The sequence below is a fragment of the Roseateles sp. P5_D6 genome (assembly GCF_054049415.1).
In genome coordinates, this window is sequence record NZ_JBFUMK010000006.1 from 302,465 (window position 1) to 327,870 (window position 25,406).

24 protein-coding genes are annotated in these 25,406 nt (G+C 69.8%); 18 read left to right on the forward strand and 6 right to left on the reverse strand.

Annotation, left to right across the window (positions count from 1 at the left end; genetic code table 11):
• The first annotated feature begins 6 nt into the window (after positions 1–6).
• Positions 7–1,410 (forward strand): glycoside hydrolase family 30 protein, encoded by a 1,404-nt coding sequence (locus ACXJKM_RS10830; RefSeq protein WP_457352266.1) that lies wholly within the window; start codon positions 7–9, stop codon positions 1,408–1,410.
• 100 nt (positions 1,411–1,510) lie between these two features.
• Positions 1,511–3,808, forward strand: a complete 2,298-nt coding sequence (locus ACXJKM_RS10835) for a putative bifunctional diguanylate cyclase/phosphodiesterase (RefSeq protein WP_457352268.1) — start codon at positions 1,511–1,513, stop codon at positions 3,806–3,808.
• On the opposite strand, the gene asd is transcribed toward ACXJKM_RS10835, so the two are convergent.
• Both asd and ACXJKM_RS10845 read right to left on the reverse strand, forming a co-directional pair.
• The gene (gene asd, locus ACXJKM_RS10840) at positions 3,750–4,586 is read right to left on the reverse strand and encodes an archaetidylserine decarboxylase (protein WP_457352270.1); all 837 of its coding nucleotides are present in this window, start codon (positions 4,584–4,586) and stop codon (positions 3,750–3,752) included. The genes ACXJKM_RS10835 and asd overlap by 59 nt on opposite strands.
• Positions 4,587–4,615: 29 nt before the next feature.
• A complete protein-coding gene (locus ACXJKM_RS10845) occupies positions 4,616–4,924 on the reverse strand; it encodes a helix-turn-helix domain-containing protein (RefSeq protein WP_056200609.1) in 309 nt (102 codons plus the stop codon).
• Positions 4,925–5,012: 88 nt separating this feature from the next.
• Between ACXJKM_RS10845 and ACXJKM_RS10850 the strand changes: the two genes are divergently transcribed.
• Both ACXJKM_RS10850 and trhO read left to right on the forward strand, forming a co-directional pair.
• Complete coding sequence (locus tag ACXJKM_RS10850) at positions 5,013–5,378, forward strand: VOC family protein (protein WP_457319865.1); 366 nt, start codon at positions 5,013–5,015, stop codon at positions 5,376–5,378.
• Between the two features lie 33 nt (positions 5,379–5,411).
• Complete coding sequence (gene trhO, locus ACXJKM_RS10855; protein WP_457352272.1) at positions 5,412–6,197, forward strand: oxygen-dependent tRNA uridine(34) hydroxylase TrhO; 786 nt, start codon at positions 5,412–5,414, stop codon at positions 6,195–6,197.
• An 11-nt stretch (positions 6,198–6,208) separates the two neighbouring features.
• Here trhO and ACXJKM_RS10860 read toward each other — a convergent pair whose 3' ends face one another.
• Both ACXJKM_RS10860 and ACXJKM_RS10865 read right to left on the reverse strand, forming a co-directional pair.
• Complete coding sequence (locus tag ACXJKM_RS10860; protein ID WP_056200601.1) at positions 6,209–6,757, reverse strand: YfiR family protein; 549 nt, start codon at positions 6,755–6,757, stop codon at positions 6,209–6,211.
• The gene (locus ACXJKM_RS10865) at positions 6,745–8,655 is read right to left on the reverse strand and encodes a TonB-dependent receptor plug domain-containing protein (protein WP_457352274.1); all 1,911 of its coding nucleotides are present in this window, start codon (positions 8,653–8,655) and stop codon (positions 6,745–6,747) included. Before ACXJKM_RS10865 ends, ACXJKM_RS10860 begins: the two co-directional genes overlap by 13 nt.
• A gap of 241 nt (positions 8,656–8,896) precedes the next feature.
• Between ACXJKM_RS10865 and ACXJKM_RS10870 the strand changes: the two genes are divergently transcribed.
• The 6 genes from ACXJKM_RS10870 to ACXJKM_RS10895 all read left to right on the forward strand — a co-directional run bounded on the left by ACXJKM_RS10870 (position 8,897) and on the right by ACXJKM_RS10895 (position 15,452).
• Positions 8,897–10,198 carry a UDP-N-acetylglucosamine 1-carboxyvinyltransferase gene (locus ACXJKM_RS10870; protein ID WP_056200595.1) on the forward strand — a complete coding sequence of 434 codons (1,302 nt, stop codon included), beginning with the start codon at positions 8,897–8,899 and terminating at the stop codon, positions 10,196–10,198.
• A 152-nt stretch (positions 10,199–10,350) separates the two neighbouring features.
• Positions 10,351–11,349, forward strand: coding sequence for a TIGR02285 family protein (locus ACXJKM_RS10875; RefSeq protein WP_457352276.1), 999 nt, complete (start codon positions 10,351–10,353; stop codon positions 11,347–11,349).
• Positions 11,350–11,352: 3 nt separating this feature from the next.
• Positions 11,353–12,261, forward strand: a complete 909-nt coding sequence (locus tag ACXJKM_RS10880) for a pseudouridine synthase (protein ID WP_457352278.1) — start codon at positions 11,353–11,355, stop codon at positions 12,259–12,261.
• Positions 12,258–13,358, forward strand: coding sequence for a DUF484 family protein (locus ACXJKM_RS10885; protein ID WP_457352280.1), 1,101 nt, complete (start codon positions 12,258–12,260; stop codon positions 13,356–13,358). Before ACXJKM_RS10880 ends, ACXJKM_RS10885 begins: the two co-directional genes overlap by 4 nt.
• Positions 13,359–13,458: 100 nt before the next feature.
• Complete coding sequence (locus ACXJKM_RS10890) at positions 13,459–14,349, forward strand: amino acid ABC transporter substrate-binding protein (RefSeq protein ID WP_457352282.1); 891 nt, start codon at positions 13,459–13,461, stop codon at positions 14,347–14,349.
• Between the two features lie 116 nt (positions 14,350–14,465).
• The gene (locus ACXJKM_RS10895; RefSeq protein WP_056200581.1) at positions 14,466–15,452 is read left to right on the forward strand and encodes a GGDEF domain-containing protein; all 987 of its coding nucleotides are present in this window, start codon (positions 14,466–14,468) and stop codon (positions 15,450–15,452) included.
• Positions 15,453–15,682: 230 nt separating this feature from the next.
• On the opposite strand, the gene ACXJKM_RS10900 is transcribed toward ACXJKM_RS10895, so the two are convergent.
• Together ACXJKM_RS10900 and ACXJKM_RS10905 are read right to left on the reverse strand one after the other, a co-directional pair.
• Positions 15,683–16,501: an HDOD domain-containing protein gene (locus ACXJKM_RS10900; RefSeq protein ID WP_056200578.1), complete on the reverse strand. Its 819-nt coding sequence runs from the start codon at positions 16,499–16,501 to the stop codon at positions 15,683–15,685.
• A 36-nt stretch (positions 16,502–16,537) separates the two neighbouring features.
• Positions 16,538–17,299, reverse strand: a complete 762-nt coding sequence (locus tag ACXJKM_RS10905; protein ID WP_457352285.1) for a TSUP family transporter — start codon at positions 17,297–17,299, stop codon at positions 16,538–16,540.
• A gap of 536 nt (positions 17,300–17,835) precedes the next feature.
• Here ACXJKM_RS10905 and ACXJKM_RS10910 point away from each other — a divergent pair.
• From ACXJKM_RS10910 to ACXJKM_RS10945, 8 genes are all read left to right on the forward strand, one after another.
• Positions 17,836–19,209 carry a TIGR03790 family protein gene (locus ACXJKM_RS10910; protein ID WP_457352287.1) on the forward strand — a complete coding sequence of 458 codons (1,374 nt, stop codon included), beginning with the start codon at positions 17,836–17,838 and terminating at the stop codon, positions 19,207–19,209.
• Positions 19,210–19,347: 138 nt separating this feature from the next.
• Positions 19,348–19,962: a PEP-CTERM sorting domain-containing protein gene (locus ACXJKM_RS10915; RefSeq protein WP_457352289.1), complete on the forward strand. Its 615-nt coding sequence runs from the start codon at positions 19,348–19,350 to the stop codon at positions 19,960–19,962.
• Positions 19,963–20,089: 127 nt separating this feature from the next.
• Complete coding sequence (gspG, locus tag ACXJKM_RS10920) at positions 20,090–20,512, forward strand: type II secretion system major pseudopilin GspG (protein WP_457352291.1); 423 nt, start codon at positions 20,090–20,092, stop codon at positions 20,510–20,512.
• On the forward strand, positions 20,512–21,708 hold the full coding sequence (locus ACXJKM_RS10925) for a type II secretion system F family protein (RefSeq protein ID WP_457352293.1): 1,197 nt from the start codon (positions 20,512–20,514) through the stop codon (positions 21,706–21,708). The genes gspG and ACXJKM_RS10925 overlap by 1 nt, the downstream gene beginning before the upstream one ends.
• Positions 21,705–23,216, forward strand: coding sequence for a GspE/PulE family protein (locus ACXJKM_RS10930; RefSeq protein WP_457352295.1), 1,512 nt, complete (start codon positions 21,705–21,707; stop codon positions 23,214–23,216). Before ACXJKM_RS10925 ends, ACXJKM_RS10930 begins: the two co-directional genes overlap by 4 nt.
• Entirely contained in the window at positions 23,209–24,333 is a 1,125-nt protein-coding gene (locus tag ACXJKM_RS10935; protein WP_457352297.1) for a hypothetical protein, read from the forward strand. Before ACXJKM_RS10930 ends, ACXJKM_RS10935 begins: the two co-directional genes overlap by 8 nt.
• Positions 24,330–24,854: a hypothetical protein gene (locus tag ACXJKM_RS10940; protein ID WP_056200556.1), complete on the forward strand. Its 525-nt coding sequence runs from the start codon at positions 24,330–24,332 to the stop codon at positions 24,852–24,854. The genes ACXJKM_RS10935 and ACXJKM_RS10940 overlap by 4 nt, the downstream gene beginning before the upstream one ends.
• Entirely contained in the window at positions 24,851–25,375 is a 525-nt protein-coding gene (locus ACXJKM_RS10945; RefSeq protein ID WP_056200554.1) for a hypothetical protein, read from the forward strand. The genes ACXJKM_RS10940 and ACXJKM_RS10945 overlap by 4 nt, the downstream gene beginning before the upstream one ends.
• Positions 25,376–25,406 lie beyond the last annotated feature (31 nt).

Sequence of the window (25,406 nt, forward strand, 5' to 3'; positions counted from 1 at the left end):
ACCGCCATGAAGATCCTTCTGCTCGCCCTGACAGCCGCGCTCGCCAGCGTTGCTAACGCCGAACCTGTGCGGGCTTTTCTGACGACCGCCGACCAGCAGCAGTTGCTGGCGCCAAGCGAAGTGAGCAAGTCCGCCAACAAGGCCGATGCCGTGATCCGCATCGACCCGAAGCGCCAGCACCAGCGCATCGCCGGCTTCGGAGCAGCCATCACCGAGGGCTCGGCCTGGCTGATCCGCCACGGCATGAGCGAGCCCCAGCGCGACGCGCTGATGCGCGAGCTGTTCACGCGGGAGGGGAATGACGGTAAGGGCCTGGGCTTCGAGTTGACTCGGCTCACGATCGGCGCATCGGACTTCTCGCGCCGCCACTACAGTCTCGACGACATGCCGCCGGGCCAGACCGACCCCGAGCTGAAGAACTTCTCTCTCAACACCGAACGCGCCGACGTCATCCCCGCCGTCAAGCAGGCCCTGGCGCTCAATCCCAAGCTGCAGGTGATGGCCTCGCCATGGAGCGCGCCGGGCTGGATGAAGACGACCGACAGCCTCGTGCAGGGGCAGCTCAAGCCCGAGTTCTACGGCGCCTTTGCCCGCTACATGGTGCGCTACGTCGAGAGCATGCGCGCCGAGGGCGTGCCCATCTTTGCGCTGACGCTGCAGAACGAGCCGCACTTCGAGCCGCCCGACTACCCCGGCATGCGCATGACGCCGGCCACGCGCGCGACCGTCGTCGGCCAGCACCTCGGCCCGTTGCTCAAAGCCCAAGGCCTGAAGACGCAGATCCTGGAGTGGGATCACAACTGGGACGAGCCGTGGAGCCCGCTGTCCATGCTGTCCGATGCCACGGCGCGCCAATATGTGTCGGGCGTGGCCTGGCATTGCTATGCGGGCGATGTGTCCGCGCAGTCGCAGGTGGCCCAGCACTTCCCGGAGCTGGACGTCTGGTTCACCGAGTGTTCCGGCGGCGAATGGAAGCCGCAGTGGGCCGAGACACTGCCCTGGATCACGCGCAACCTCATCATCGGCAGCACCCGCCACGGCGCACGTGGCGTGCTGATGTGGAACCTGGCGCTGGACCCGCAATACGGCCCGCACCTGGGCGGTTGCAAGGACTGCCGTGGCGTCGTCACCATCGACCCCAAGACCGGCAAGGTCACGCGCAACATCGAGTACTACGCCTTCGGCCACGCCAGTCGTTTCGTGCAGCAGGGCGCACGGCGCATCGACTCGGAAGGCGGCGAGGGCAAGAAGACGGGCCTGGACCACGTCGCGTTCACGAACCCGGATGGCAGCACGGCGCTGATCGTCAGCAACTCCGCCGGCGCGCCCCGCCGCTTCACGGTGCAGGCGCCGGGCCGGCGCTTCAGCTACGAGCTGCCGGCCAGCGGCGTCGTGACCTTCACCTGGTGACCGCTGGGCGCTGGCCGCGCGTGACATCCGTCCTGAGTTCTAACGACTCGGCGCGTGACTGATGTCACGTGGCGCGGCCCATCCTGGCTAGGATGGGCCGATGACGGGATCCCTGCTGATCAGCACCAGCTTGATCGCCCTGCTTGGCGTGGCGCTGCTGGTGCTGGCGCGGCTGGAGCCTGGTCATCCCCACATCAGCGACTGGGGCTGGAGCCATGTCCTGCTCGCCGTGGGCCTCACGCTGGGCATCGCCCTCGTGCCGCCGGACCCGGAGTCCGTGCACTACAAGCTCCAGGCCACCGTGGCGACGGCCGCCGTCATCGCCTCGCTGTCTCTGCAACTGGCTGGCGCGGCGCGCTACCGCGGCCGGCTCTGGCGCTGGCGGCGCAACGCGCCGCTGTTCGCGTCCCTGCTCGGCTTCATCCTGGCGCTGGCACTGGTGCAGCAGCGCCATGCCGTCGTTGCCGCTGCCCTGATCCTGACCGCCGGCGCCTGGCTGGCCGCCGCCTGGCTGTGGCGGGATGGGGCGACCGGCGAGCGCTTCGTCGCCGGCTGCTTTGCGGCCTCCGGCCTGGTGCACCTCAGCGGCCCGCTGCTGGACCCGTTGGCCCGCTCTCCCATCACCCACATCCTCGGTACCTATGTGCAGGCCGTGCTGGCCATGGCGCTGATCCTGCTGTCGGTGCGCCGCGCCCATCACGAGACGCAGCGAGTCAATTCGCAGCTGCGCCAGCTCTACGAGCAGTCCATGCAGGGTCTGCTTGTCGTGCGCGAGTCGCGGGCCGTCTATGCCAACCCGGCGGCGCTGGCCATGTTCGGTTTCGACCGCGTGGAGGACATCGGCCCCATCGGCCCGCTGATCGCCACTTCCGACATCGAGGCCGCGCGCGCCCGCTACCAACGCCTGCTGCAGGAGCGCAGCGGCCAGATCGCCTGGGAGGGCGAGCGCTACCGCAGCGATGGCCAGGCCGTCTATCTGCGTGGCAGCTCCAGCTATATCGAATGGGAGGGTGGGCCGGCCCTGCTGGTGCTGATGCTGGACGACACCGCGCGCCAGCGCGCCATCGAGGCGCTGCGCCGCCAGGCCCTGCATGACGAGCTGACCGACCTGCCCAACCGCCACGCCGCCCTGGCCCGCCTGGCCGAGCTGACGGTGCCCGGCAGCCCGGGATTCGCGCTGCTGTCGGCCGACCTGGACCGCTTCCAGCTCGTCAACGAAAGCCTGGGCCACGAGACCGGCGACGCGCTGCTGCAGGCCATCGCGACACGCCTGCGCGAGGCCCTGCCGCCCGAGGCCCTGCTGGCACGACTGGGCGAAGACCAGTTCCTGCTGCTGCAGCCCGGCGTCGATGACGACGCGGGCGCCCTGCTGGTTGGCCAGCGCCTGCTGGCGCTGATGAACGCGCCCTTTGCCGTTGCCCACCGGGCCTTGTATGTGCACCTGTCGGTCGGCATCGCGCTTTTTCCCGCCCATGGCCGGGACGGCGCGGCCCTGCTGCGTGCGGCCGATGTGGCCATGCACCAGGCCAAGCAGCAGGCCGGCGCGGCCGTCGTTGCCTTTCGGCCCGGCATGTCGGCAGCGGCGGGCGGCCTGCTGGAGATCGAACAGGCCCTGGCCGCGGCCATCGAGCGCGAGGAGTTCCAGCTCGACTACCAGCCGAAATTCGAGGCCGGCACGCGCCGCCTGGCGGGCTTCGAGGCCCTGGTGCGCTGGCAGCGCCCCGGGCGCGGGCGCGCCAGCCCGGCGGACTTCATTCCCGCCGCCGAGCGCACCGGCCAGATCGTGCCGCTCGGCGCGCTGATCCTGCGCCAGGCGGCCCAGCAACTGCGTGCCTGGCAGCAGCAGGGCCTGGCCGTGATGCCGGTGGCCGTGAATGTGTCGCCGCTGCAGTTCGAGGACACCGGCTTTGCCGATTGGGTGCTGGACCTGGTGCGCGCGCATGGCTTGGCGCCGACGCTGATTGAGGTCGAGATCACCGAGACCGCCGCGATGACGCACATGGACCGTGTGCTGCCCCAGCTTGCCCGGCTGCGCGACGCCGGTGTGGGCGTCGCGTTCGACGACTTCGGCACCGGTCAGAGCTCGCTGACCCTGCTGCGCCGCCTGCCCATCACCACACTCAAGCTTGATCGCAGCATGATCGACCCGCTGCCCGAGCCGTCCGCCGGCGCCGTCGTGCGCGCGGCCTGCGTGCTGGCCCAGGCGCTGGGCCTGGCCATCGTGGCGGAAGGCGTCGAGACCGAGGCGCAGGCCGCCGAGGTCGAGGCCTTGGGCTGCACACATCTGCAGGGCTGGCTGTTGGCCAAGCCCCTGGCGCCCGCTGCAGCTGCGGCGCTTCTCAGCTCGCCATCAGCTCACCCATCCGGACCGAGCCTCCCGGTTGCCACGCCGGGTTGAACTGCAGGCCGCTGTTCTCGAACAGCATGACGACCGTGGAGCCGAGCAGGAAGCGGCCCATCTCGTCGCCCTGAGCCAGCGTCGCTTGTCCAGGTGTGTAGTCCCACTCGCGTACCGGGCCGGCGCGGTTGATGACGCCATGCCAGACCGTGGCCATGCTGCCGACGATGGTGGCGCCGACCAGCACCAGCACCCAGCGACCCAAGGTGTCGTCATCGAACACGCAGACGACGCGCTCGTTGCGCGCAAACAGCCCCGGCACGCCGCGCGCCGTCGTCGGGTTCACCGAGAACAGCTCGCCCGGCACATGCACCATGCGCACCAGCCGCCCGGCGGCCGGCATGTGGATGCGGTGGTAGTCCTTGGGGCTGAGGTAAAGGTTGGCGAACAGGCCGTCCTTGAACCGCGCCGCGAGCTGCGCGTCGCCGCCGACCAGGGCCGTCGTCGTGAAGGCCTGTCCCTTGGCCTGGAAGATCTGGTCGCCCTGGATGCGGCCCACCTGGCTGATCGAGCCGTCCACCGGGCAGATCAGCGAAGCATCGGCCAGCGGCCGCGCGCCGGGTTTCAGCGCCCGGGTGAAGAAGTCGTTGAAGGTCTTGTAGGCCGTGATGTCGGGCTCGGCCGCCTCGGCCATGTTGACGCCGTAGCGCCCGACAAAGCGGCGGATGACCGAGGTCGTCACGCCACCCAGCGGCTTGGACGCGTAATGCCCGGCCAGGCGTGTCATCGCCTGCTTGGGCATCAGGTATTGGGGCAGGACTTTGAGGCGGTCGGACATGGGAAGGGGCCGAATTGCGGTCGAGGATTCTAGGAGTCGCGCCACGGCATGACGACCCGGCGCAGCGGGGCCGCCGTCGTCGCGACCTGATCGGCGTCCAGCAGGCCGCGGCGCTTCAGGTGGCGGATGGCGGTCTGCACGGTCGACTTGGCCAGGCCGGTGCGCGTGGCGATCTCCTGCAGGCTCAGCGGCACGGCTTCCGCGCGGCGTCGCTGGGCCTCGCAGGCCAGGCAGAGGTAGACGAGAAAGGCCGAGGGCCGCCGGTCATGGCCGCAGAGGTCGGCCATCAGCGTGTCGACGACATAGGCGTCGATCTGGTGGGCGATCGGTTTGTGCATAGCGATCAATGCTATAGCAGCCATCGGACGCGATCCGCCCGGGCGCTTCCAGAATGGGCGCCACGTCCAACAGCTTCGAGCCGCCACCATGATCACCCACGTCAAATTCATCGGCGTTCCCGTCGCCGACCCGGCCCGCGCGCTGGCCTTCTACCGCGACCAGCTCGGCTTCGCCGTTGCTACCGACCAGCCCATGGGCCCGGGCAAGCGCTGGATCGAGCTGCGCGTCGGCCACTCGGCCACGCGCGTCGTGCTGTTCACGCCCGAAGGCCACGAGGATCGCATCGGCACCTTCTTCAACGGCGCCATCGCCTGCGACGACGTCGAGGCGACCTGCCGGCAGCTGCAGCAGCGCGGCGTCGAGTTCGTCGCGCCGCCGACGGCCCAGCCCTGGGGGACGTTCGCCAAGTTCAAGGACTCCGAAGGCAACGTCTTCGTGCTGTCCTCCAGCTGAGGCCCCGGCAGCCGGGCGCGACAATCCGCGCCGATGCCCCTGGTCCACAGCTCCTTCTACCGTTTCACGCCGGTCGCCGACCCCACCGCCTTCGCCGCCTGGCTGCGCGAGGCCGCCGCCGGTCTGGGCGGCGTCATCCTGGTGGCCGGGGAAGGCCTGAGCGCCGCGGTGGCTGGCCCGGCCGAGGTGGTGGCAGCTTTTGAAGCGCTGCTCCAGCAGCAGCCGGGTTTCGCCGGCCTGCACTGCAAGCACAACGCCTGCGAGCGCTTGCCCTTCAGTCTGCTCAAGGTCTCCGTCAAGCGCGAGATCGTCGCCTTCGGCATTCCCGGTGTCAGCGGCGAGGACACCGGCACCCATGTCAGCCCACAGCGCTTTCGCGAACTGCTGGCCGACCCCGACACCGTCGTCCTCGACAACCGCAACACCTTCGAGTTCAAGCTGGGGCGCTTCCGCGGCGCCATCGACCCCGGCGTGGCCCACTTCCGCGACTTCCCGGCCTATGTCGAGGCACACCGCGACGAATGGCAGGGCAAGACGGTCGCGATGTACTGCACCGGTGGCATCCGCTGCGAGAAGACAGCAGCGTGGATGCAGGCCCAGGGTCTGAAGGTCGCGCAGCTCGACGGCGGCATCCTGGGCTTCCTCGAAGCCTTTCCCGACGCCGCAGCCGATTGGCAGGGCGAGTGCTACGTCTTCGACAAGCGCATCGCCATCGATGCCGCCGGCCGCGAGACGGGCACGACGGCCGAGCAAGTCTTCAGCGACCCGGCCGACGCCTGGCGGCTGGCGCGGGCGCGGCGGCTGGATCCCGAGGACTGACGTCCGCAGCTTCAGCGCGCCGCCGCATGCACCTTGTGAGCGACGGACAGCAACCGTGAGCTCATGCGAAGGCCAGCGCGTTCCGCGCCGTCAAGCAGCACATCGAAACGCACGCGCCCGCCAACGACCAGAAACTGAATGGCGCCGGCGCGCGGCGAGGCCTCGCCGGAAGCGCCCTCGCTGACCAGCAGCAGCCCGCGCCGTGCGCTGGCCGTCTCGCCCTGAGCCAGGAATAGCAGGTGCACGGCCGGGTCGGCATCGGCCGCGCGCACGCGCCGCACCTGTACCGGCCGCGCCTGCACCGTGCGCCCCTGCAGGGTCTGGCTCAGCTCGCCGAGCATGGCTTCCGAGCCCTGCACGCCGATGACAAAGGGCGCATCGATAGCACCCAGCGCGCCGTCGGGCCAATCCACATAGGCCGTGAACTTGTAGAGGAACTCGGCCTTGATGCGCACCTCGCCGCCGGCGTCATCGGTCTGTGCATGGCTCATGCCGGCCGTCAGCAAGCCCAGCGCGAAGGCCAGCAGCGGCCTGCGCCGCGCCGGTGTCACGGGGTCCACCGCAGTTGCGCGTAGGCCTCGGGCCCGAAGACGCTGCGGCCCGGCGCAGCATTGGCCTCGGCATGGCGGCCATGCAGCAGGTTGCGGCCGCCCAGCGTCAGCGCCAGCGTGGGGGTGGCGCGCCAGCCGTAGTTGAAGTCCAGCACCGTGTAGGCGGGCACGGCCGGCTTCGGCAGCGCGGCGACATGGCGCAGCGCCACGTCCAGCTCATGGCGATCCGCCGGCTGCAGCGTGGCGCGCAGCTGCCATTGCCGCGGCGGGTCGTTGCCCAGCGCGGACGGCCCCACCGGGTCGCGGCTGCCCGGCTGCACGGCCAGATCTTGTTGCAGGGCATTGAAGCCGGCACTCCAGCGCAGCAAGGGCAGCGGCTGCCAGTGCGCCCAGGCTTCCAGGCCCCAGCTGTTGCCGGCGATCATGTTCTGCACCACGGCGTTGGGCGGCGGCTGGCCGCTGCGCAGCTTCTGCCAGTCATGCTGGTACAGCGTCAGCGCATAGCTCAGCGTGCTGCTCGGCTGGCCGCGGTGGCCCAGCTCGACCACGCGCGCGACCTCCGACACGAAGTCGGCCCCGCCCGCGATGATGAAGGGCGGCTTGGGCGGCAGGCGCAGGTCGCGGTCCAGCCGGGCCGGCGCGCGCACCGCGCGCGACAGCGAGGCCCACCACTGCCAGCGCGCCGACGGCGACCAGGCCAGGCGCAGCGACGGCAGCGTCTCCCAGCCGGTGTAGTCGTTGTGCTCGAACTTCGTGCCCGCCGTCAGCCGCCAGCCGTCCGCCAGGGTCAGCTCGTCCTGCACGAACAGGTTGTGCCATTGCTGCCGCGCGCTTTCGGGCACGAAGCCGAACACCAGCCCCGGCGCGATGTGGTCGCGCGAGCTCCGCCAGCCGCCGCCCCAGTCGATCTGGTGCGCGCCCCAGGCCAAGCTGTGCTGCGCCTCCAGGTCCAGCACCGTGAAGCGCGGGCTGTACAGGATCGTGTCCTCGCGCCGCACATGGTCGTAGTAGGCCTGCAGGCGCAGCCGCGAGCCGCCGTCCAGCCGGCCAGTCCAGCGCGCCAGCAGGTTCTGCCCCGACGTGCTGACGCCGCCGAGGTTGCGTGTGCCACTCAGGCGGTCTGCCGTATCGCCGCGGTAGACGTCGCCCTGCACGGTCAGCCCGTCCTCGCCGCTCAGCCAGTCGGCGCGCCAGCCCAGTTGCCAGCGTCGCGACTTGTCCGTCACGGCCACGCCGGCTTCGGTCTCGGTGGCATCGCGCTGCAGCAGCTTGGCGTAGGCGCGCCAGTCGCCTTGCAGCGGCAGCTTGCCGCCGAGGCGCAGCGCGGCCGAGCGCTCGTCGGTGCCGGCGTCGGCGCGCAGCAGCAGCCCCGTGTCCGCGGCCGGCCGGCGGATGATGTTGATCACCCCATTGACCGCGTTCGTGCCCCAGACGCTGCCGCCCGGGCCGCTGATGACCTCGATGCGGGCGACGTCGTCCAGCAGCACGTCCTGCTGGTCCCATTGCACACCCGAGAAATAGGGCGCGTAGACCGTGCGGCCGTCGATCAGCACCAGCAGCTTGTTGCCCAYCGMGTCGTTGAAGCCCCGGGCGCTGATGGCGTACTGGTTGGCGTTGAGCCGCGCGACCTGCAGGTTGGGCGCCAGCAGCAGCGCCTCGGGCAGGCTGCGCGCGCCTGAGCGGCGTATCGCCTCGGCGCTGATCACGTACAGCGAAGCCGGCACCTGCGCCAGCTTCTCGATACGCCGCGACACCGAGCTGATTTCGATGTTGGACAGCTGCTCCAGCGACAGATCGCTCAGGTCCTGCGCCGTTGCGGGGGCGGCCAGCAGCGCCAGCAGCACGGCGCTGCCGCCGGCTCGGCGGCGGGTGGGGCGAGGCTTGTCCTCGTCAGTTGGCTGGCGCACGGATCACCTCCCTGTCGTCGGAGGTCTGAAATGACCCGGACTGGTCGCGCCAGCATAACAACGCTGTCCGCTGGATGCGGCGTCGTCGGCGCCGCTGGATAGACCCGCGACCGGACCCCGCGGCGGAAGATTGATTCCCCCAGTTCGGAACAAAGCTTCCGGGCGGCGGCGGATGCGCCGCGCCGCAAACGCCGACAATGCCACCGCGCGCCGCTTGCGCGCACCGAAATCCCCTCATTCGATGTCTCATCTGATCGTCCACGGCGGCACGCCCCTCTCGGGCCGCATCATTCCCTCGGCGAACAAAAACGCCGTCCTGCCCATCCTCTGCGCCACGCTGCTGACCAAGCAGCCGGTGCGCCTGCGCGGTGTGCCCGAGATCACCGACGTCAAGAAGATCGTCGAGGTCTTCCGCAAGCTCGGCTCGCAGGTCGAGCTGGATTTCAAGACCGGCATCCTCGACGTCCACCACCGCGACACCCATTTCGACCCGGCCACCGACCGCCTGCCCGAGGAGATGCGCTCCTCCATCATGCTGGTGCCGGGCCTGATGGCCCGCTTCGGCGCCGCCCGCATCGAGGACGACGTCAAGGGCTGCACGCTGGGTGCACGCGAGATCGATCCGCACGTCGAGGTGTTCGAGCGCTTCGGCGCCCAGGTCCAGCGCCTGCCCGACGGCCTGGTGCTGCGCGTGCACCGCCCGCTGACGGCCAACCATCACTGGACCGACTACGCCTCCGTCACGACGACCGAGAACTTCGTGCTGTGCGCGGCACTGGCCGACGGCGTGTCCACGCTGACCAATGCCGCCAGCGAGCCGCATGTGCAGGAGTTCTGCAACTTCATGTCGCTGCTGGGCGCAAAGATCGAGGGCCATGGCACGTCCAAGCTGAAGATCACCGGCGTGCAGGAGCTGGGCGGCGCCGACTACACCTTCACCGAAGACTTCCACGAGATCGTCACCTTCCTGGCCCTGGGCGCCATCACCGGCGGCAACGTGCAGGTCAAGAACGGCGCGCCGGAGATGTTCCCGCTGCTGGACCGCACCTTCGCCAAGTTCGGCGTGCAGATCGTCCACGAGGACGGCTGGAGCCGCTGCGTGACCAATGGCCCGCTGAAGGTGAAGGAGCCCTTCACCCGCAACATCCTGCAGAAGGTGGAAGCCGCGCCCTGGCCCTATGTGCCGGTGGACCTGCTGCCCATCTTCGTGGCCCTGGGCGTCAAGGCCGAAGGCAGCGTGATGTTCTGGAACAAGGTCTATGACGGCGCCATGGGCTGGACCAGCGAGCTGGCCAAGTTCGGCGCCCACGCCTTCCTGAGCGACCCGCACCGCATGATCACCTTCGGCGGCAAGCCGCTGAGCCCGGCCGAGGTCGAGAGCCCCTACATCATCCGCGTCGCCATTGCGCTGCTGATGGTGGCGGCCAGCATTCCCGGCAAGAGCGTGATCAAGAACGCGACGCCGATCCGCCGCGCCCACCCCAATTTCGTCGAGCACATCGGCGAACTCGGGGCGCGCATGGAGTGGGTCGAGGGAGATTGAAATGGAGCCCCTCGCCCAGTCGCGCCGCGCTGTACGCGGGCGCGCCCGGTCGGTCTTGCCGACCGCGCAGCGGGCAAGCCCGCAGCCCTTCGGCAGGCACATGCCGCCCACTGGGCGCCATGTGTCCAGCCTCAGCCCCCTGGGGGACGGCGATGCTTGCGGCATTGAGCCGCAAGCACATCGCCATGGCGGGCCGGCTCGGGAGCGGCCCAGCGCTCGGCCCGAAAAACGGGGTCGCTGAAGTGCGTGGGGCGTTGGCGGTAGCCGCACTGGTTTTCACGGCCGCGGCAGCGTCCTCTGTTGCGTCGCCCGCCGACACCATCCGCTGGGTGGCGCAGGATGTGCCGCCGCACTTCAGCTTCGTGCAGGGCCAGCCGCCGCGCAGCGTGGCCGAGCTGGGCCACGGCGAGGTGGACGGCTTCATGCGCGTGCTGCTGGCGCGCATGCCCGAGTTCCGGCATGAGTTCGTCGAGGCCAGCACCGCCCGCTATGAGGCCGAGAGCCGCCGCGGCGAGACCCTGTGCTCGACCCTGCATGTGCGCACGCCCGAGCGCCTGCAGTGGCTCTATTTCTCGCACCTCTACCCGCCGCTGATCTCGCGCGAGATCCATGTCATCGTGCCGCGCCAGCGGCTGGCCGAGCTGTCCCAGGCCCGGCCCGGGGACGGCCGCCTCGTGCTGGCCGACCTGCTCAAGCGCCAGGACCTGCGCCTGCTGCTGGCACGGGACCGCGCCTTCGGCGCGCAGATCGACAGCCTGCTGTCACACCAGGTCGTGCCACGGCTGGCTGTCGGCGCCCAGCTCAGCACCCAGCTGCTGGACATGCTGCGCGCCGGTCGCATGGACTACACGCTGGAGTACCCCAGCGTCGTCAAGGAATACCTGGCCCGCGTCGGCGACCCCGGCGCCCTGGTGGCGCTGCCGGTGGCCGAGGGCCTGAGCACGTTGCTGGCCACGGTCTCCTGCAGCCGCACGCCGCAGGGCAGGCGGCATATCGAGGCCATCGACGCCGCGGTGCGCAAGCTCGCCCGGGAGCCCAACCGCGAGGCCTGGGTGCGTCAATGGCGCGGCAACCGTGCCGAGCCCCAGGACATGAAGCGGCTGAACGCCTACATGGACGAACGCGCCCGCGGCGGGCCGCGCATCGAATAGGCCGTGGCGAGACCGCCCAAGCCGGTCCTGCCGCTGCGCGAAGGCGTCGCGGCAAGTGCCGTGTTCTGTCCCGCCGGGCCCTGGGGCTCCATGGCCGCCTTCCTCGCCGAGCGCCTGCCGCGCGTGGTCGACTGGCCGGAACGCCTCGCGCGCGGCGACGTGGTGGACGACGTCGGCCACGCGGTCGTCGACTCGCCCTACCGTGGCGATCGGCGCGTCTACTACTGGCGCCACCTGGACGTCGAGCCCGACATTCCGGCCGGCGAGCGCATCGTCTTCCAGGACGAGCACCTCCTTGTCGCCGACAAGCCGCATTTCCTGCCGGTGACGCCCAGCGGCATCTACGCTCGGCAGACGCTGATGGCACGTCTGCGCCACGCCACCGGCCTGGCGGACCTCAATCCCGTGCATCGGCTGGACCGCGAAACGGCGGGCCTCGTCGTCTTCAACCTCCGCCGTGACGAGCGCGACGCCTACCACCGCCTGTTCCGCGACCGCGCCGTCGCCAAGGTCTACGACGCCATTGCGCCGCTCGGCCCCGGCCCCTGGCCGCGCGTCGTGCGCCACCGCCTCGTGGAGCCCGACACGGAGGCCTTCATGCAGATGCAGGTCGTTGACGGCGAGCCCAATGCCGAAACCTGGGTGGACCTGGTCGAGGCTCTCCCCGGCGGCCTGGCCCGCTACGAGCTGCGCCCGCGCACGGGCCTGCGGCATCAGCTGCGCGTGCAGATGAATGCCCTGGGTCTGCCGCTCGTCGGCGATCGCATCTACCCCGTGCTGCAGCCTCACGAGAACCCGCCGCGCTTTGACGCGCCGCTGCAGCTGGTGGCGCGGGCGATTGCATTCATGGACCCCGTTACAGGCCAGCCGCGGAGCTTCGAACGCGCGGCCCTCACAATCGCGCCCGAATGAACGCGCCGCCCAATCCCCAAGCCCAGGTCCAGGAACTGCGCCGCCAGCTGCAGTCCCTGCTTGACGCCGCCAAGGCCAATGAGCGCAAGCTGGATCGCTTCGACGCGCTGGAGCGCCGCCTCATCGCGGTGAGTTCGATGGAGGAGTTGGTCAACCTGCTGCTGGTCGACTGCCGCGACGATTTCGGCCTGGACGCCGCCGAGCTTTGGCTTCTGGACCCCGAGGAAGAGCTGCGCCGCGCCCTGCCGGCCCTGCCCATGATCAAGGCGCCGCGGCTGCTGGACAGCCATGGCCCGCTGAAGGACCTGTTCGGCGCCGCGCGCACGGCCCGCCTCATCGGCCCGGGCCCGGACGAGGCGCTGCTCGCCAAGGCCTTCGACATGCAAGCCGGCGTGCGTTCCGCGGCCCTGCTGCCGCTGATCCGCCAGGGCCTCTTGATCGGCAGCCTGCACCTGGGCTCGCGCGACCCCGAACGCTACGACGCCGCCTCGGGCACCAAGTTCCTCGACCGCCTGTCGGCCATCGCGGCAATAGCCATCGAGAGCATGCTCAACCGCGAGCGCCTGCGCCGCGCCGGCATGACGGACGGCCTCACCGGCGTGCACAACCGCCGCTACTTCGACCACCGCAGCCTCATCGAGTTCAGCCAGGCCGTGCGCCATCGATACCCGCTGGCCTGCCTGTTCCTGGACATCGACCACTTCAAGGCCATCAACGACGGCCACGGCCATCCGGTCGGCGATGAGGTGCTGCGCCAGGTTGGCGGGCTGATCCTGCGTTCGCTGCGCACCGGCGATCTGGCGGCGCGCTACGGCGGCGAGGAGTTCATCGTGTTGCTGCCACGCACCGACCTGACGGGTGCCTGCGAGGTGGCGGAGCGCATCCGCCTGATGGTGCAGGAGGCGCCCTTCGTGACGCCCGATGGTGGCACCGTCGGCGCGACGCTATCGGTCGGCCTGGCCATGCTGCCGGCCAGCGCCACGAGCTTCACCGACCTGCTGGCCGCGGCGGACAAGGCGCTCTACGAAGCGAAGCGGGCGGGGCGCAACCGCACGGTGACAGAGGATATTGGCGCCGCCACTGCCGCCGCATCGTGAACGATGCCGCCGCGGCTTGTTGGGCCGGGGGCCGCAAGCATCAACCGACACCAACTTCGCATGGCTCAATTCCAGGGGTCTGGATCACAATGGCTCGGCCATGAAAACCCTGTCGCCGCTCCTCCTCGCCCTCGCCGCCGGCCTCGGCGCTGCTGCCACGGCCGAAGCCGGCCCGGCGCTGGAGCGCATCCAGGCCAGCGGTCGCATCGTGCTGGCGCATCGCGAGTCGTCCGTGCCTTTCAGCTATCTGCTGCCCGATGGCCGGCCGGTCGGCTATGCGGTGGATCTCTGCCTCAAGCTTGCCGAAGGCGTGCGCAAGAAGCTGAAGATGAGCACGCTGAACCCGCAGTTCCTGCTGGTGACGCCGGCCAACCGCATCCAGATGGTGGCCGACGGCAAGGCCGACATGGAATGCGGCTCGACGACCAACAACGCCGAGCGCCGCGAGAAGGTCGCCTTCACGGTGCCGCACTACATCACCGGTGCGCGCTACCTCGTCAGGGCTGACAGCGGCATTGCTGAGCTGGCCCAGTTCGACGGCAAGACGCTGGTCTCCACCAAGGGCACGACGCCGTTGAAGTCCATCACCCAGGCCAACAACGAGCGCGCCCTGCACATCAACATCATCGAAGCCCCCGACCACGCCAAGGCCATGGAGATGCTGGCCGCCGGCCAGGCGGATGGCTTCGTCATGGACGACGTGCTGCTCTACGGCATCGTCTCGGCGCGGCCCGATGCGGCCAAGTTCAGCGTCGTCGGCAAGTTCCTGACCATCGAGCCTCTGGCCATCGTGCTGCCCAAGAACGACCCGGAGCTCAAGGCCATCGTTGACGACGAGATGAAGCGCCTCATCACCAGCCATGAGGCGCACGCCATCTACGAGCGCTGGTTCATGAAGCCGATTCCGCCCAAGAACAAGGCGCTGAACCTGCCGATGAATTACCTGCTCAAGGACTTCTGGAAGTACCCGTCGGATCAGGTGCCCTACTGAGGGAGCGAAGCCACCTGGGTTTCTCGAGGCGTCGCGACCCCTGACAAACCCCGAGACAACAGCCCGCACAGGGCGCGCTGCGGCCGTGACAATTTGTTCCGCAGTCCGCCTCACCGATGAGCACCGATTCCCTTGCCGAACCCCTGAACCACGTCAGCACGCGCCGGCTGGGTTCGCTGCGGCTGCGGTTGACGCTCGCGGTGCCCCTGCTGACCGCTGCCATCGTCGCTGTCTTCGAGTGGAGCCTGGGGAATTACGAGTCTCCGGCCGAGGGGCTGGCCCGCACGGCCTGGCTGGTGCTGCTGCTCAGCGCCGCCCAGCTCATCCTCATCGAGGCCCTGTTGCTGCGGCCGTTGCGCCGGTTGGCGGCCGGCTGCGAGGCGATGGAATCTGCCCCGGTGCCGCTGACGCCCGAAGCCGCTGTGCCAACGCCCGGCCTCGCCGCCGAGCTGGACCGTATCGGCCACGCCATGCTGCGCGCCCGCGGCTCGCTGTGGCAGCAGGACCAGGCCGCCCGCGAGCTCCGGCGCGAGCTGGCCCAGCAGCGTCATCTGCTGCAGGAGGCCCACAGCGCCCTGGAGGCCAACCAACGCGAGCTCGCCAGCCTCGCACGCATCGATGCGCTGACCGGCATCGCCAACCAACGCGCCTTCGACGAGGCCCTGCGCCGTGAATTCAAGCGGGCCCAGCGGCTGCGAGGCCTGTTGGCGCTGGCGGTGCTGGACCTGGACCAGTTCAAGCAGTTCAACCTCATCCATGGCACGGCCGTCGGCGATACGGCCTTGCAGCGCGTCGCGAGCCTGCTGAGCGAGCGCTTCAAGCGCGACACCGATGTCGTCGCCCGCCTGGGCGGCGAGGAGTTCGTCGCTCTGCTGCCCGGCTTCGGCATGGCCGAGGCCCAGGGCGTGCTGGAGTCATTGCGGGATGAACTGCGGGCGCTGCGCCTGCCGGATGGCCAGGGCAGTTTGACGCTGAGCGTCGGCCTGGCGGCGGCCAGCCCGGCCCATCCGTATCTGAGCGCACAAGCGCTGCTGCAGGCGGCTGACGAGGCGCTCTATATCGCCAAGCACGCCGGGCGAGACCGGCTCAGCCTCGCGGCCTGAAACCACTGGCCCCTCGCCCAGTCTGGCGGCGCTGAACGCGCGCCAACCTGGTCGGTCTTGCAGACCGCGCTGCGGCAGTGCCGCAGCTCTTCGGCAGGCACATCACGCCCACTGGGCGTAATGTGTCCGGCCTCAGCCCCCGAGGGGACGGCGATGCTTGCGGCTTCGAGCCGCAAGCACATCGCCAAACGGGCCGGCTTGGGAGCGGCCCGGCGCTCGGCCCGGACGCTTCAGCGACCGTGTTCTTGAGCAGCCAGCAGTTGCTCGTTGACGCGGCGGGCCGCGCGCAACACGAGGGTCTCGTCCAGCTGCGCCTGGGGTGCGATCTGACTGGCAATCTCATCGAGCTGGTCCGGATGGCCGAGCAGGGCCCAGGCGACCGTCGAGATGGCGGCGACGCTGCGCCGGGCCAGGCTTTCCGGCATGGTCAGCGAGGCCTGGATCTCGACGTGATAGCGCACGCTGGCCACAGCCGCCGGGGCCAGGCCCCAGCTCTCGCAAAGGGCCGCACCCAGGGCGTCATGGCTGACGCCAAAAGCCGTCCTCTCCAGCTCCACCAGTTCGGCATCGCGGGGGGCGGCGCGCAGCATGGCCGGGTAGTGCGTCGGCGCATGACGATAGAGCACCGCCTTGCCGCATTCCTCGAACAGGCCGGCCGAGTGGGCGGCCCAGGGGTCGACGCCCAGCATCTGGCCCATGCGGCCCATCAGAAGGCCACGCTGCGAGGCGCGCGACCAGACTTGCTCCAGCTCGGCTGCGGCTGGGAAGGCGGCGCGCAGACCCATCTCGAAGGTGATGGCCGCGACCTCGCGCATACCCAGGTAGGTCAGCGCCTGGTGCACGGTCTGCACGCGGCCGCGCAGGCCGTACAGCGAGGAGTTGACCGCCTTCATGACGGCGGCCGCCAGGGCCATGTCGGTCTCGACCAGGGAGGACATGGCCTGCAGGTCGATGTCCTCGGCTGCCATCAGCAGCGAGAGCTTGACCAGGACCTCGGGCTGGGTCGGGATCTCGATGTCCAGATTGCGCAGTTGAGGATCGACGGGCATGGTGAATAAGGGCGCTAGGGAATGCTTGATGGTAGATCAGCGGAAGAAGGCGTCCCAGGCTGTTTTGAGGATGAGAGCGCCGACGACGATGACAAAGACGCCGCGCACGAAGCCGGCGCCATGTTTCAGGGCCAGCCGGGTGCCGAGCAGGCTGCCCGCCACGTTGGTTACCGCCATCACCGCCGCGACCTGCCACCAGATGTGGCCCTTGCTGACGAACAGGGCGATCGCGAACGCATTCGTCAGCAGGTTCATCAGCTTGGCCGTCGCCGAGGCGTGCAGGAAGTCGTAACCCAGCAGCCGCACGAACAGGAAGACGAAGAAGCTGCCCGTGCCGGGCCCGAAGAAACCGTCGTAGAAGCCCACGGCCAGCGCGATACCGCCGGCCACCAGCACCTCGGCACGGCCCGTGAAACGCGGTGTGTGCTCGCGGCCGAGGTCCTTCTTGGCCAGGGTGTAGATCAGCACCGCCGCCAGCACCAGCGGCAGGGCCTTGCGCAGGCCGTCGGCGCTGACGAGGGTCAGGACCCAGGCGCCGGCGAAGCTGCCCACGCCGGCAAGCACCGCCGCCGGCATCAGGCGCTTCCAGGGCAGGTCGACCCGCTTCACATATTGCAGCGTCGCCCAGCCGGTGCCCCACACGGACGCGCCCTTGTTCGTGCCCAGCAGCGTGGCTGGTGCGGCATTGGGGAAGGTGCTGAACAGCGCCGGTACCAGCACCAGGCCGCCGCCGCCGGCTACTGCGTCAATGAAGCCTGCGAGCAGGGAGGCGAGGGCAACCGTGGCGAGTTCGAGCATGTCTTTGATTCCATCAGGCGGCCGTCGTGCCTTCGCCGGGCCGAGCGCTGGGCCGCTCCCGAGCCGGCCCGTCGGGCGATGTTGACCGGGCTTGATGCCCGGTCAATCGCCGTCCCCTCGGGGGCTGAGGCCGGACACATTACGCCCAGTGGGCGCGATGTGCCTGCCGAAGAGCTGCGGCACTGCCGCAGCGCGGTCTGCAAGACCGACTGGACACGCCGCGTTCAGCGTGCGAGACCAGGCGAGGGGCCTTCGGCCCCACAAAGAAAACGGCCACCAAGGGGTGCCTTGGTGGCCGGTGGATTGTCTTCGGGGTTACGAAGCAACCATGTGCGCTTGGCGCTTGTCTTGTCTCCTCACAACCCGCCCGGCGGTCCTGAACCAGAGCCCGGAACCGCGTCGAGTGCTGAAAATGTATTGCCCCGCCACGGTGCACGACACTGGGGTAAGCCCGGGTTCTCTGGCCGCGAAAGGTGCGGACGGGCACCAAAATTGTGCGCAACTAACGGTCGACCTGCGCTGCAAGAATGGCCCCCATGAGCCCTTTGAACCGCTTGCTGCCGCCGTTGTTGATGACCTTGCTGAGTGCCTGCGGCGGCGGAGGCGGCGGCACGGGAGGGGACGGCGGCGGGGGTGGTGGCATGGGGCAGACCTTGACGCTGGCCCTGCCCGCCAACGGCCTGACGCCGGCCGACCTGGCCGTCATCGTGGCCGAGGGTGATGTCCTCAGCGAGGCCGTCGGCGCCGCCTATCTGGCAGCGCGTGGCGTGCCGGCGGCGAATCTGATCCGCGTAAGGGTTAATACAGCCCAGGACGCGATTTCCGCGGCCGACTTTGCGTTGTTGAAATCCGACATCGATGCCAGATTGCCGGCCGGCATCCAGGCCACGCTGCTGACCTGGGCTGCCCCCAGCCGGGTCACTGGCGCCTGCAGCATGGGCATCACCAGCGCGATGGCTTTCGGTTTTGACACGCGCTACTGCAACCCCAGCCCATTGACCGAGGCCTGCGCGAACACGGCCGCCTCGCCGCTCTATGACAGCGAGGCGCGCCGGCCGCAAGCCGAATTGCAGATGCGCCCCTCCATGCTGCTGGGTGCACGCACGCTGGCGGCCGCCCAGGCGCTGATCAACCGCGGCGTTGCGGCCGATGGCAGCCGGCCAGCCGGCGAGGGCTGGCTGGTGCGCACGACGGACGACGACCGCAGCGCGCGCTGGAACGATTTCGCCGGCCTGCCGGCGGCCTGGAGCGGCGCCCTGGCGCTGAACTATGTCGACAACAGCGCCGGCCCGGCCAGCGCCAATGCGCTGTCCGGCAAGAGCGGCATGCTGTTCTACCTGACGGGGTTGAGCAGCGTCGCCAATCTGTCGTCGCTGCAATTCCGCGCCGGTGCCCTGGCCGACACGCTGACCTCAACGGGCGGCGTGCTGCCCTCGGGCGGCGGCCAGATGCCCATCACGGCCTGGCTGGACGCGGGTGCAACCGCCAGCTACGGCACGGTGGAGGAGCCCTGCAACCTGCAGCAGAAGTTCTCGCGCGCCTCGGTCCTCATCGACCAGTACTGGCGCGGCGCGACGGCCGTCGAGGCCTACTGGAAGGCGGTGCAGTGGCCGGGGCAGGGGCTGTTTGTCGGCGAGCCGCTGGCCCAGCCCTTCCGCGATACGCCCAGCTTTGCCATCGTCGCCGGCGAATACCAGATCAAGACACGAAGCCTGCGGCCGGGCAGTCGCTACAGCCTGCAATACCTGCAGGGCTCAACCTGGACGACGCTGGCCAGCTTCACCGGCGTACGGGGCCAGGCGCTGGACGGCCGTTCGCCCTTGCCGCCAGCTGCGGCCACGCGCATCCGCTGGCAGGGGCCCTGCCCGGACAACGCCGCGACCACCTGCACGATTGCGCAGTCGCCCTGACTGCCAGCTTGGGTGGTTTCCCGGCCCTCAATTCGGAGGGGCGGTGATCAATCGCCCGAGCTCGAGGCGGCAACGCGGAGACAATGTAAAGAACAAGACGCGCGCGCCCGCCAAAGCGTCTATTTCGGGGAGTGTTCCATGAATCTTCAGCGTTTCATCTTTGCTTTGGCCTTGGTGCTGGGCCTGTCGCCCATCGCCGCGAAGGCCGACACGGCCATCCAGGCGTCCACCTGCGCGAGCCAGACCAGCTTCCGGTGCGTCACCGGCATCAAGGATCTGCTGATCCTGGGTCAGCACTACGACCTTACCGTGTCGGTGGGCAAGTTCTCCGAGCTGTTTGTCGACCCCGACCACCAGCTCGCCTCATGGGCAGATTCAAACTTCGCCAACGCGGCGATGCTGGCGATCACGTCTACGCTGAACGGGCAGCTGGGTGTGACGAGCGCCGACACGAAGTTCTTCGACGTGGGCCGCGATCCCCGGTACGAGACCATCCTGCACTTGCCCGTGGCCTACGACTACTTCAACGGCAACCCCCAGGGTGCCTTTCAGGGCGCCTGTGCCGTACTGGATGCCAGCGCGGTCCTGACGGGTCAATGCAGCATCTGGCTCACCAACGAAACCGTGGCCTTCGCCGTCTTCGCCCCGGCGGCTGCAGCCGTTCCCGAGCCTGGGACGTGGTGGCTGGCGGCTCTCGGAGTGCTCCTGCTGTGTGGGCTGGCGAAGCGCGGCGACCGCGGTCGCGCCCAGTAGGCAGACGACCGGCGCCGGCCTTGCCGAGCGGGCGCGGGGCGCGGCGAGAATGCGGGTCGGTCAAATCCCGATTGCCCGACGGCGCCCGCCGGTGAACAGTCGCCCTCCCGCTGTACCCTGCCTCCCCATGTTCCGACCCCGTCCTGCCCGCCCACGTGGCTTCACCCTGCTTGAGCTTCTGGTCGTCATGGTCATCATCGGCCTGCTGGCCGGTTACGTCGGCCCGAAGTTCTTCGGCCAGATCGGCAAGAGCGAGGTCAAGGCGACCCGCGCCCAGATCGACGCGCTGACCAAGTCGCTCGACCAATACCGCCTGGACGTCGGCCGCTACCCCAGCACGGAGCAGGGCTTGGCCGTCTTGGTCACCCGGCCTGCCGACGAGCCGAAATGGGCGGGGCCCTATCTCTCCAAGGCCGTACCCAAGGACCCCTGGGGCAATGAATACCAATACCGCAGCCCTGGCGAGCATGGCGAATACGACCTGCTGAGCTTCGGCAAGGACGGCCGCCCCGGCGGCGAGGGTGAGGATGCCGACCTCACCAGCTGGTGATGGCTGTTTTCCAGACTCGCGTCCTGCGCGCGGGTGCCGTCAGCACCGAGCGGGTCGAAGCGCCCGATCGCGCCGCCGTGGCCGCTGTGCTCGGCGTGCCGCCGCAGCACGTGCTGGAGGTGCGCGAGGTTGCTGTGGCCACCGAGCGAGCCAAGCCCTGGCGCCGCAACAGCAAATTCCCGCTGCAGCTCTTCAGCCAGGAACTGGCCGTGCTGCTGGACGCCGGCATCGCCCTGCTGGAAGCGCTAAGCACGCTGCGCGAGAAGGAAGGCCAGCCCGGCGTGCGCGCGGCGCTCGACGCCGTCACCAGCCAGATCGAGCAGGGTCAGCCGCTGTCCGTCGCGCTGCGCCAGCAGCCGCAGGCCTTTGACGAGCTGATCTGCGCCATCGTCGCGGCCAACGAGAAGACCGGCCAGCTGTCCACGGCGCTGGCCCAGCATGCGCGCTATCTGGCCTGGGTCGATGCGCTGCGCTCGCGACTTGTCGCCGCACTGGTCTATCCGCTGATGCTGCTCGGTGTCGGCTCCCTCGTCATTCTTTTCCTGCTGCTCTACGTGCTGCCGCGCTTTGCCGGCATCCTGGAGCAGACCAGCGCCGACCTGCCGTGGGCTTCGCGTGTGCTGATCGAGTTCGGCCAGACGGCCGGCGCGCATCCCGGCCTCGTCATCGGCGGGATCGCAGCCGTGGGCTTTGCGATCTTCACGCTGCTGCGCCAGCCCGTCGTGCGCCAGCGCGCTCAAGCCGCGCTGTGGACGCTGCCGGGCCTGGGCCCGCGGTTGCGCGTGCTGGCGCTGGCGCGGCTTTACCGGTCTCTCGCCATGCTGCTGGCCTCGGGCGTGCCGGCTTTGGCCGCGCTGCGCATCGTCGTCGACGTGGTCGCCGCACCGTGGCGCGCCGCAGTGCAGGCCGCAGCTGCGCAGATCGAGCGCGGCGAGCGCCTGTCGGCCGCCTTTGACTCGCAGGACCTGGCCACGCCGGTCGCCCGTCGCATGCTGCGCGTGGGTGAGCGCAGCGGCGAGGTGGCGGCCATGCTGGAGCGCGCCGCCGCCTTCCACGACGAAGAGGCAGCGCGGCTGACCGACCTGCTGTCCCGCCTCGTCAACCCGGCGCTGATGCTGATCATGGGCGTGCTGATCGGCGGGATCATCGTGCTGATGTACCTGCCGATCTTCCAGCTCGTGGAGCAAGTCCAATGACGACCTCCCTGGCGGATTGGCTGCCGGCCGAGCAGGGCCCCTGGCACCTGGACTTCGAGCAGTGGCCGCAGGCCCAGGCCCAGCGCTGGCGTGCCGTGCTGGCCGTGGGCGCCGACGACAGGCGCGTGCTGCTCGCCGAGCGCGATGAGGACGCGATGCTGCTGCAGAGCGTCGAGTCGCGGCTGAATGCGCCTGTGGGTTGGCAGCGTGCCTCAAGCGAGGCGGTGACGCATTTCCTGGGCGCCGGCGAGGCCGACTTCCGCGCGCTGTCTGACGTCGAGGATGCGCTGACCGCTGTGGAAGACCACACCGAGGAGCTGTCGGCGCTGGCGCTGAGCGAGCAGGCCAGCCCCGTCGTGCGCCTGCTCAACGCCACCATCTACGACGCGCTGCAGGACACGGCGTCGGACATCCACATCGAATGCACGGCCCGCGGCGCCATGATCCGCTTCCGCGTCGATGGCGTCATGGCCGTGGTGCGCCAGGTCGAGGGCCCGCAGGTGGCCGAGCAGCTGGTGTCGCGCCTCAAGGTCATGGCCGAGCTGGACATCGGCGAGCGCCGGCTGCCGCAGGACGGCCGCTTCAAGCTGCGCGTGCAGGGCCGCGAGATCGACTTCCGCCTCTCGGTGATGCCCAGCGTGTTCGGCGAGGACGCCGTCATCCGCATCCTGGACCGCGCCGCCATCGCCCGCGCCGGTTCGCTGACGCTGGATTCGCTCGGCTTCGGCGACGACGAGCGCGCTGCCATCCGGCACCAGGCGCGCCAGCCCCACGGCATGCTGCTCGTGACCGGCCCGACCGGCTCCGGCAAGACGACGACGCTGTATGCGACGCTGGCCGAGATCCACACCGGCGCCGACAAGATCATCACGATTGAAGACCCGGTCGAGTACCAGCTCGCCGGTGTTGTGCAGATCCCGGTCAATGAGAAGAAGGGCCTGACCTTCTCGCGCGGCCTGCGCTCCATCCTGCGCCACGACCCGGATCGCGTCATGGTCGGCGAGATCCGCGACGCCGAGACCGCGCAGATCGCCGTGCAGGCCGCGCTGACCGGTCACCTGGTCTTCAGCACCGTGCATGCGAACAACGCGTTTGATGTCATCGGCCGCTTCATGCACATGGGGCTGGATCTCTACAACGTGGTCTCCGCGCTGAATGCGGTGCTGGCCCAGCGGCTCGTACGCCTGACGTGCAAGCATTGCGCCCGGCCGTTCACGCCCGATGCCGCGACCCTGACAAGACATGGCGTCATCAACGGCAACTTCCTGAAGGGCGAGGGCTGCGGCCACTGCCGCGGCACCGGCTACAAGGGCCGGCGCGCGGTGGCCGAGCTGCTCAAGCTCGACGACGGCCTGCGCGACCTGATTGCCGCGCGCGCGCCGATGTCCGAGATCAAGGCGGCCGCCAAGGCCCGCGGCATGAAGTCGCTGCGCGAGATGGCGCTGGCGGCGGTCTGCCGCGGCGACACCACTTTCGAGGAGCTGGAACGTGTCACCCTCGATGAGTGAGCGCCTGCGCCGGCAAATCGCCGCACGCCTGGCCAAGCCGCGGCGGCTCTTCGTCACGCCCGGCGGGGACGAGTTCGCGGCCTGGTGCCGCGATCTACCGGGCACGGCCGTGGAGGTGGTCGTCAGCGCGCGTGCCCTGCACGAGCTGGTCACCGAGCCGGGCTTGCCGCTGGCCGATCTGGACGCCGTGCAGGCCTATGCCCAGCAGCAGTTCGCCCATTACTTCGGCAGCGCTGCGCAACGCTTTGCGATTGCGCCTTGGAAGCTGGGCGAGACGGCTGGCGCGTCCGCTCTGCATGGGCTGGACCTGGCCGCACTGCGCACCCAGGCCGAGACTGCGAATGTGCGCCTCGCCGCCGTGCGGCCGGCCTGGGCCACCTGGCTGGCGTCGCTGCCCGCCGCAACGCGTGCCGGCTCGGGCCGCGCGGTCTGGCATGAGGGCGACATCGCCGTCGTCATCCAGCTCGACCGCGGCCATGTCACCGGCCTGCAGTCGCGCCGCGTACAGCAGATCGCCGATCTCGGTGGCGACGCGCCCCTCGCCGTCGGCACGCCCGCCGACGAACTCATTCCCCAGCCCGGCCCCGTCACGCCGCAGCCTGATTTCCTGCCGCGCAGCGGCCGCTCGCCCTTGGCCTGGCCGCTGGCCGCAACCGGCGCTCTGGTGCTGGCCACGGCCGCATGGAGTGCCGTCGACAGCCATCGCGGCCTCGACGTCGCCCAGGCCGCGCGCGACCGCGTCGCCACGCTGCGCCCGGCATCGGTACCCAAGCCCGCCGCGCGCGGCCGCGCCGAACCGGCCGAGAACCGCTCGGCCAATGAAGCCCGCGCCTTGCTGGCCATGCCCTGGGAGCCACTGCTGACCCGTGTCGAGACCGCGGGCGCTGAGGCCAAGACCATCGCTTGGCTGGGCCTGGACGCCAGCGCCGGCCGCGGCGAGTTGCGCCTGGAAGGCCTGACGCCCGACAAGTTATTGGCCCTGCAGCTGGCCGAGCAGCTTGGCACGACGCCGGGCTGGCGCCAGGTCGTGCTGTCGCGCTTCTCGGCCGCCGAGACGGGCCTGGTGGGCCAGCGCTTCGAGATCAATGCCCGCGTGGCGACCGGAGGCGGCTCGTGAAGCGGCCCGCCTTCATCAAGGCTCCGGTCAAAGCGCTCGGCTGGCCCGGTCTGGCCGGCCTGGCGGCATTGGTTCTTGCCGTGGTCGCCGTCGTGCTCAGCCAGCGTTGGGACGCTCAGGCCGTCAAGTTGCAGACCGAGGCCCGCGAGCTGCGTGCCAAGGCCCGTCCCGCCGTGGCGGCAGCGTCCGCGCCGGTCAGCGTGCAGCAATGGCAGGCCACGCTGCCACCATCGAGCAGCCGCCAGCAGCGCCTTGCCGACCTGCTGGAGCTCAGCATCCGCCTGGACCTCGTTGGCGCGCGCACCGAGCACCGGCTGTCCACGTCGGAGGGCCTGGAGCGGCTGCGCGTGACCATGCCGGTCACCGGCAGCTACGGCCAGGTGCGGCGCTTCATTGCCGCGGCACTCGAACATGATCCGGCGCTGAGCCTGGACTCGGTCAAGCTGCGCCGTGTCAGCCCGATGGCGGCCGATGTCGATGCCGAACTGCAGTGGTCGCTGCACGGAAGGGCTGCGCCATGAAGCCGACGTCGCCCCGTCAGCTTGCCCTCGGCGGCGCGCTCGTCGCGACGCTGGCCGCGACGGCCTGGGTGGCGACGCGCCCCGATGACGAGGCCGTGACGCCGGTCGCAGCGCCAGCCCGTCGCCCGGTTGCCACCGCTTCGCCAACCTCTGCCGCGCCTGCGCCGGTGGACGGCGCCCGCCAACCCTGGGCCGAGGCCCCCGCGTCCCAACTGGCTGCCTGGCAACCCCCGCCGCCACCGCCGCCTCCACCGGCGCCAGCCCCGGTCGCTGCTGCACCACCGCCGCCCCCAGTCGCGCCGCCAGCGCCCTACCAGATGATCGGCCGCGTCATTGAAGGCGAGGGCGCCAAGGCGGTCGAGGTTGCCTTGCTGACCGGCCCAAACAAGGCGCTGAGTGCCAAGCGCGGCGACGTCATCGACGGCCAGTGGCGCGTCGAGCAGGTATCCGACAGCGGCGTGCGCCTGACCTGGCTGCCCGGCCAGCTCCCCCAGAACATCGTCTTCAGGCCCATCCCATGAAGCAGCTCCTCCTTCTCTTCCCGGGAAAACG

Bases quoted from the DNA above. Each gene is read 5' to 3' on its own strand.
- gspG (WP_457352291.1), top strand. From the start codon at position 20,090: ATGTTCCGACCCCGTCCTGCCCGCCCACGTGGCTTCACCCTGCTTGAG.
- asd (WP_457352270.1), bottom strand. From the start codon at position 4,586: ATGTCCGACCGCCTCAAAGTCCTGCCCCAATACCTGATGCCCAAGCAG.
- ACXJKM_RS10930 (WP_457352295.1), top strand. From the start codon at position 21,705: ATGACGACCTCCCTGGCGGATTGGCTGCCGGCCGAGCAGGGCCCCTGG.
- ACXJKM_RS10875 (WP_457352276.1), top strand. From the start codon at position 10,351: ATGCTTGCGGCATTGAGCCGCAAGCACATCGCCATGGCGGGCCGGCTC.
- ACXJKM_RS10915 (WP_457352289.1), top strand. From the start codon at position 19,348: ATGAATCTTCAGCGTTTCATCTTTGCTTTGGCCTTGGTGCTGGGCCTG.
- ACXJKM_RS10900 (WP_056200578.1), bottom strand. From the start codon at position 16,501: ATGCCCGTCGATCCTCAACTGCGCAATCTGGACATCGAGATCCCGACC.
- ACXJKM_RS10845 (WP_056200609.1), bottom strand. From the start codon at position 4,924: ATGCACAAACCGATCGCCCACCAGATCGACGCCTATGTCGTCGACACG.
- ACXJKM_RS10835 (WP_457352268.1), top strand. From the start codon at position 1,511: ATGACGGGATCCCTGCTGATCAGCACCAGCTTGATCGCCCTGCTTGGC.
- ACXJKM_RS10945 (WP_056200554.1), top strand. From the start codon at position 24,851: ATGAAGCCGACGTCGCCCCGTCAGCTTGCCCTCGGCGGCGCGCTCGTC.
- ACXJKM_RS10850 (WP_457319865.1), top strand. From the start codon at position 5,013: ATGATCACCCACGTCAAATTCATCGGCGTTCCCGTCGCCGACCCGGCC.
- ACXJKM_RS10910 (WP_457352287.1), top strand. From the start codon at position 17,836: ATGAGCCCTTTGAACCGCTTGCTGCCGCCGTTGTTGATGACCTTGCTG.
- ACXJKM_RS10890 (WP_457352282.1), top strand. From the start codon at position 13,459: ATGAAAACCCTGTCGCCGCTCCTCCTCGCCCTCGCCGCCGGCCTCGGC.
- ACXJKM_RS10935 (WP_457352297.1), top strand. From the start codon at position 23,209: ATGAGTGAGCGCCTGCGCCGGCAAATCGCCGCACGCCTGGCCAAGCCG.
- ACXJKM_RS10905 (WP_457352285.1), bottom strand. From the start codon at position 17,299: ATGCTCGAACTCGCCACGGTTGCCCTCGCCTCCCTGCTCGCAGGCTTC.
- ACXJKM_RS10895 (WP_056200581.1), top strand. From the start codon at position 14,466: ATGAGCACCGATTCCCTTGCCGAACCCCTGAACCACGTCAGCACGCGC.
- ACXJKM_RS10885 (WP_457352280.1), top strand. From the start codon at position 12,258: ATGAACGCGCCGCCCAATCCCCAAGCCCAGGTCCAGGAACTGCGCCGC.
- ACXJKM_RS10925 (WP_457352293.1), top strand. From the start codon at position 20,512: ATGGCTGTTTTCCAGACTCGCGTCCTGCGCGCGGGTGCCGTCAGCACC.
- ACXJKM_RS10870 (WP_056200595.1), top strand. From the start codon at position 8,897: ATGTCTCATCTGATCGTCCACGGCGGCACGCCCCTCTCGGGCCGCATC.
- ACXJKM_RS10830 (WP_457352266.1), top strand. From the start codon at position 7: ATGAAGATCCTTCTGCTCGCCCTGACAGCCGCGCTCGCCAGCGTTGCT.
- trhO (WP_457352272.1), top strand. From the start codon at position 5,412: ATGCCCCTGGTCCACAGCTCCTTCTACCGTTTCACGCCGGTCGCCGAC.